Origin of the sequence: Sphaerisporangium sp. NPDC049002 (genome assembly GCF_040649355.1) — a bacterium.
Classification (GTDB): domain Bacteria; phylum Actinomycetota; class Actinomycetes; order Streptosporangiales; family Streptosporangiaceae; genus Sphaerisporangium.
The window spans coordinates 1-5,615 of the sequence record NZ_JBEZFH010000327.1 but is presented as its reverse complement, the minus strand read 5'-3'; the positions used below and the strand labels follow the sequence as shown (position 1 = coordinate 5,615).

Below are 5,615 nucleotides of genomic sequence, written 5' to 3'. Positions count from 1 at the left end.
CGATTCAGCCGGTCCAGCGTCATGAAGATGGCCGCTGGGAGTCTGAGCTGAGTGTGAGATCACAAATTTAGCGAGTTCCGGCCGTTCTCGGTCGTCTCGTGGGGCCGGGCTTCCTGTTTTGCGGGAAGCTCGGCTTCGCTGTGTGGACTGCCGGGCACTCGCGGATCTTCAGCTGAGCCGAAGTTGGGCGGGGGTTGTTTCGGCAGTGGACGGGACGATGCGATCTGGTGATGGGTACGGGAGCGGTGGGGCCGGCGGAATGGCCGTAGGCCACCCGTAGGGCGACCGTGAGGGAGTTCGGCCGGCGCCACTGCGGCGGGAACTTTCGGGCATGGCTCCGCGGTTGCTTGGCGAGGTTCTTTGGTGGGCGCGAATCTTTCGGCGGGGGTTGCTCGTTGTCTGCTCGTCGGGCAAATGAGGCGCGGGTGTCGGGGTAACGCGCGCTGAGAGGGAGAGGAGCGGTGATCTGCGGCATGGGGGTTGATCCGGGCGGTGGTGGCTTATTCGGCCCGGTGGGAGAGATCCCGGTGGAGGATCCGGGGCCGGATTTCTGGGCAACGCCTGTGCCTTGGAATTGGGGGGTTGTGGCGGTCGTCGTCGTGGTGAGCATCGCGTACCGGATCTATGCGGAGGAGACAGGCACCCCTTTGTCTCGTCGCGGGGCGGGGCCGGATGACCTGTACTTCCCTGACGCGCCACGACAAACTTACGTGGTGGGGGTGTGGCGCGCAGGCGAGATCGGTGAGGCGCGGGAGATGGCCGCTACTTGGTATGAGGTGAAGACCTGGGCCGAACGTGAGTCGTCGCGGTTTCCCAATGTGTACGCGTGGGTGCGTAGTCCGGCGGGTGAGGACGGCCGGGTGAAGATCTGGACTTGGCGCAGGGCCAATGTCGTATCTCGTCGTAAGGCGTACCTGTGGGAGTCGGAGACGGACCGGTATCTCACTGAGCGGGAGCGGGCGGCCGTTGAGGCGGAGGCGGAGCGGTTGTATGAGGAGGAGTCGTAGGCGTCTGGGTCTGGGGGGCCTGGGTGGCGGCCGGTGCTCCGGCCGGGACCGGCCGAAGGCCGCATGCCCGGCCGGAGGGCACAAGGCCGCGCGGCGCGCTTGCGCGCCGCCTTGACCCTTATAAGAACAATTCGGCAATGCGTGCGGTGTGCGTGTGATCGTCTAGGGGCTGCCGGTTGTTCGGCAACTGATGAGTCAGAGCACGATTCGCTCTTTCGGCAACGCCTCGGGGGGCTGGGGTGGTGAGAGGGGCGGCGGATTTTTTCCGGCAATGGCTCGTGTGAGTCGTGGGGTGTGAGGGTGTGGGTTGGTTCTGCGGGTTGTTTCGGCAAGTGTGTTGGGCTGGCGGCCGGTTGGGGGTGCTTGTGATGTCGGTCGGATGTTTGGGCAACTCGCTGGGGCGGCGGTGGGTTGCTTGCGCGTTGGCGCGTGGTGGGCGGGGTGAGGGTCGCCTTGGAAGACAGCGCCGGAGGCACCTTTTCGGGGTGTCGATTGATGGGCAGCGGTCGTGCGCCACGACGGACCCCGGGGTGGGTGGGCGGGCCGTAGGCGGGGGCTGCGGGTTGAGTGATCGTTTACGGGTGGTGGGCAGGGGGGCGGGGGGTGTGTGGGGGTGGCGATGGCTCGGTAAGGGAAGCGCCCGTCATACGCCTATTCTGAGCAATAGCGGGCAAGGACAATTTCGCCTCCGACCGCGAGGCCGCCGAGAAGATCATGAAGGTGCTGCCGGGCGTCAGGCAGGTCGCCCGCGAGAACCGGGCCTTCCTCGGCAGGGCCGTGCGCTTCCTGGCCGAGCGGGGAATCCACCAGTTCATCGACATCGGCACCGGCCTGCCCACGCGGGAGAACGTCCACCAGGTCGCCCTCGGCGCGACCCGCGACGCGCGGGTGGTCTACGTCGACAACGATCCGATCGTGCTCGTCCACGCCCGCGCCCTGCTCGCCGACAACCCACGGACGAGCGTCATCAACGGCGACCTGCGCGATCCCAAGTCGATCATCGAGCACCCCGAGACCCAGGCCCAGATCGACTTCGGCCGGCCCTTCGCCGTCATCCTCTGCGCGATCGTGCACTTCGTCGACGACGACACCGAGGCCGCGAGCATCGTCGCCCACCTGCGCGACACCCTCCCGGCCGGCGGCGCCCTGGTCCTCTCGCACGGCTTCAAGGGCGAGCTCAACGACGAGACGCTGGCCGAGGCGGAGGGGATCTACGCGCGGACCAAGGGAGCGCTCAAGGTGCGCGACCGGAGCACGATCCGCGACTACTTCTCCGGGCTCGAACTGGTGGAGCCAGGACTGGTCCACGCCGGGTCCTGGCGGCCGGACCACGACCTCGAAGAGGACCAGTCGGCCCCCGGCGTCCTCGGGGGCGTCGGGCTGGTTCCCGGGCGGGCCGGCCGGTAGTTCCACGCGTTGGATAGTAAAAATATCCAACCGGGAGATACGATCTCCCCATGCGGATTTCCCAGCTCAGCGCCGCGTCGGGAGTGCCCATCCCCACGATCAAGTACTACCTGCGCGAGGGTCTGCTCCCCCAGGGCGAGCAGACCTCCGCCACCCGGGCGGAGTACGGCGAGGCCCATCTGCGCAGGCTGAGGCTGATCCGCGCGCTCCTGGAGGTCGGCCGCCTACCCGTCGCCTCCATCGGCAAGATCGTGGCGGTGGTGGAGGACGAGGAGATGCCGGTCCACGAGATGCTGGGCACGGCCCACTACGCGCTCGCCTCACCGGGCGAGTCGCGACCGGACGACGAGGAGCACCACGCGGCGCGCGAGCGTGTGGACACGCTGATCGACGAGCTCGAATGGCACGTCCACCCCGAGGCGCCCACCCGCGAGGAACTGGCGCAGATCCTCGTCAGGATCGACCAGCTCGGCATGCCGGCGAGCGACGAGAGCATGCGCCACTACGCCGGCCTGATGATGCGCCTGGTCTCCGAGCACGAGATGGGCAAGATCCCCTTCGACGGTCCCCGCGAGACGGCCGTCGAGTCGCTGGTGATCGGCACGGTCCTGTACGGCAAGGCGTTCGACGTGCTCAGGAGGCTGGCCCAGGAGTCGGAGTCCGCCCGCATCCTCGGCCGCTGAGCCGGAGTCCCGCACGCCCCGCGCCAGGCCGCCTTCCGGATCCTCCCACCGCGCCCCACGCCCGCCGGCGTGGGGCGCGAGGCATTCCCGTGACCCTCGCGGCCTTCTTCCCGGCTGGTCGAATCTTGCGAAACCTCGCAACGACTCATGACAGTCGGCGCAAGAATTCAAGCGAGCATCGCAGCTATAGAGCAAGATTACGAAACTATTTCGCAGGACCCTTGTGGAGCGAGGCACGAGCGTCTTAATGTCACCTCACCCTCTGGCGTCCCCTCCCGAGCGTCTTCAGGTGTTCACCCCCCGAGAGAAACGGACATTCGATGTCACGCAGCATCACAGGAGCTGTATCGAGGTGGTCAGGCAGGACACCGCGAAAGGCCGCGGGGACGGTCGCGGCGGTGACCGCGGCCACCGTCGGTCTCAGCCTCGCGCTCGGCGGCACGGCCCTGGCCGGCAAGGGCGCGGCCGCCGCCGGGACCCCTGTCGTGACGCGCGCCGCCCTCGACTCCTCGCTCGTCGCGGGCAGGGGCGCCAGCGTGGACTTCGCCGAGCAGGAGGCGGAGAACGCCGCGACGAACGGCACGCTCATCGGCCCCGACCGCACGGCGTACACGCTGCCCGCCGAGGCGTCCGGCCGTAAGGCGGTCAAGCTGACGCCGGGACAGTACGTCGAGTTCACGCTGCCGAGCGCGGCGAACGCGATCAACGTGCGCTACAGCATCCCGGACGCGCCGGGCGGCGGCGGCATCACCGCGCCGCTCAACGTCACGGTGAACGGCGGGGCCAAGAAGTCCATGACGCTCACCTCGCAGTACGCGTGGCTGTACAACCAGTATCCGTTCTCGAACGACCCGGGCGCCGGCCTGCTGCACCCCGACTGGTGGATCACCGAGTGCGGCTGCGTGCCCAGCGCCACGACGCCCGCCCCGGTCATCACCAAGCCCTTCCGCCCGAACCACTTCTACGACGAGCAGCGCCTCCTGCTCGGCAAGACCTACCGCGCGGGTGACAAGGTGCGGCTCACGGTCCCGGCCGGGAGCAACGCCGCGTGGACGGTCATCGACCTGCTCGACTCGCAGGTCGTCGGCGCGCCGCAGGTCAGGCTCGTCGCGGCGAACGTGCTGGCGTTCGGCGCCGACCCGCTCGGCCGGCGCGACTCGGCCGACGCGATCGACAAGGCGATCGCGTTCGCGAAGCGCGGCCACCTGAAGGTCTACATCCCGCCGGGCGTCTACCAGGTGAACCGCCACATCATCGTCGACGACGACGTGACGATCGAGGGCGCGGGCAGCTGGTACACGATCATCAAGGGCCGCGAGGTCGCCCTCAGCACTCCGGCCCCCGACGGCTCGGTGCACACCGGCGTCGGCTTCTACGGCAAGGACGCGGCGGCCGGCGGCAGCAGGAACGTCCACCTGTCCGGCTTCACGATCGAGGGCGACGTCCGCGAGCGCATCGACACCGACCAGGTGAACGGCGTCGGCGGGGCGATGAGCGACTCGACCATCGACGGCCTCTACATCCGCCACACCAAGGTGGGCCTGTGGTTCGACGGCCCGATGACGAGGCTGCGGGTCACGAACAACGTCATCGTCGACCAGATCGCCGACGGTCTCAACTTCCACACCGGCGTCACGAACTCGGTCGTGTCCAACAACTTCGTCCGCAACTCGGGTGACGACGGTCTCGCCATGTGGTCGGAGAAGACCGCGGACGCCGGCAACACCTTCGACCACAACACCGTGCAGACGCCGGTCCTCGCCAACGGCATCGCCATCTACGGCGGAACCGACAACACGGTCTCCAACAACCTCGTCGCCGACCCGATCCGCGAGGGCAGCGCCATCCACGTCGGGTCCCGCTTCGGCGCCGAGGCGTTCGCCGGGCACCTGTGGATCACGGACAACACCACGGTACGGGCCGGCACGTACGAGCTGAACTGGAACATCGGCCTCGGGGCCATCTGGTTCTTCGCGCTGGAGAAGAACATCGACGCCGACATCCAGGTGGTCGGCGACAACTTCCTCGACAACACCTACAACGCGATGATGCTGGTCAGCGACTGGCCGGTGAAGGACCTGTACTCGATCACGAACGTCCACTTCAAGGACATCAAGGTCGACGGCACGGGCACCTCGGTCGTCAGCGCCCGCGTGAAGGGGTCCGCGTCCTTCCAGAACGTGGACGCCCGCAACGTCGGCGCGGTCGGCGTCAACAACTGCGGGTCGTTCAACTTCCCGCCCACGGGCTCGGAGTTCTCGCTGACCGACCTCGGCGGCAACGACGGGGGCGGCACCACCGGCCCCTGGCTCGCCCCGTGGGAGCTGCCGAACACCATCACCTGCGACGACCGCCCGCCGGTCGTCGCGCCCCCGGCGCCGTCCCAGTGGTGACACACGCAAAGGACGCGTTCTAGCACCCGCCGGCCCGGCCGGTCGGCCGCCCTGGACCCACGGGCGGGCGACCGGGCGGGACGTCGGACCAGGGCGGGAGGCGCGCGGCAGCAGCCCGCCGGCGG

The 5,615-nt window shown here is 68.4% G+C and carries 4 protein-coding genes; all 4 read left to right on the top strand.

Going from position 1 to position 5,615, the window contains the following annotated elements; genetic code table 11:
- Nucleotides 1-461 precede the first annotated feature (461 nt).
- The 4 genes from AB0B89_RS34515 to AB0B89_RS34500 all read left to right on the top strand — a co-directional run bounded on the left by AB0B89_RS34515 (nucleotide 462) and on the right by AB0B89_RS34500 (nucleotide 5,490).
- Nucleotides 462-1,007: a hypothetical protein gene (locus tag AB0B89_RS34515; protein ID WP_358561371.1), complete on the top strand. Its 546-nt coding sequence runs from the start codon at nucleotides 462-464 to the stop codon at nucleotides 1,005-1,007.
- Between the two features lie 663 nt (nucleotides 1,008-1,670).
- Entirely contained in the window at nucleotides 1,671-2,414 is a 744-nt protein-coding gene (locus AB0B89_RS34510) for an SAM-dependent methyltransferase (RefSeq protein ID WP_358561374.1), read from the top strand.
- A 50-nt stretch (nucleotides 2,415-2,464) separates the two neighbouring features.
- The gene (locus AB0B89_RS34505) at nucleotides 2,465-3,097 is read left to right on the top strand and encodes a MerR family transcriptional regulator (RefSeq protein WP_358561368.1); all 633 of its coding nucleotides are present in this window, start codon (nucleotides 2,465-2,467) and stop codon (nucleotides 3,095-3,097) included.
- Between the two features lie 398 nt (nucleotides 3,098-3,495).
- Nucleotides 3,496-5,490, top strand: coding sequence for a glycosyl hydrolase family 28-related protein (locus AB0B89_RS34500; protein WP_358561366.1), 1,995 nt, complete (start codon nucleotides 3,496-3,498; stop codon nucleotides 5,488-5,490).
- Nucleotides 5,491-5,615: the final 125 nt, after the last annotated feature.

Excerpts from the sequence above, each read along its gene's own strand:
- AB0B89_RS34505 (WP_358561368.1), top strand. The coding sequence starts at position 2,465 with ATGCGGATTTCCCAGCTCAGCGCCGCGTCGGGAGTGCCCATCCCCACG.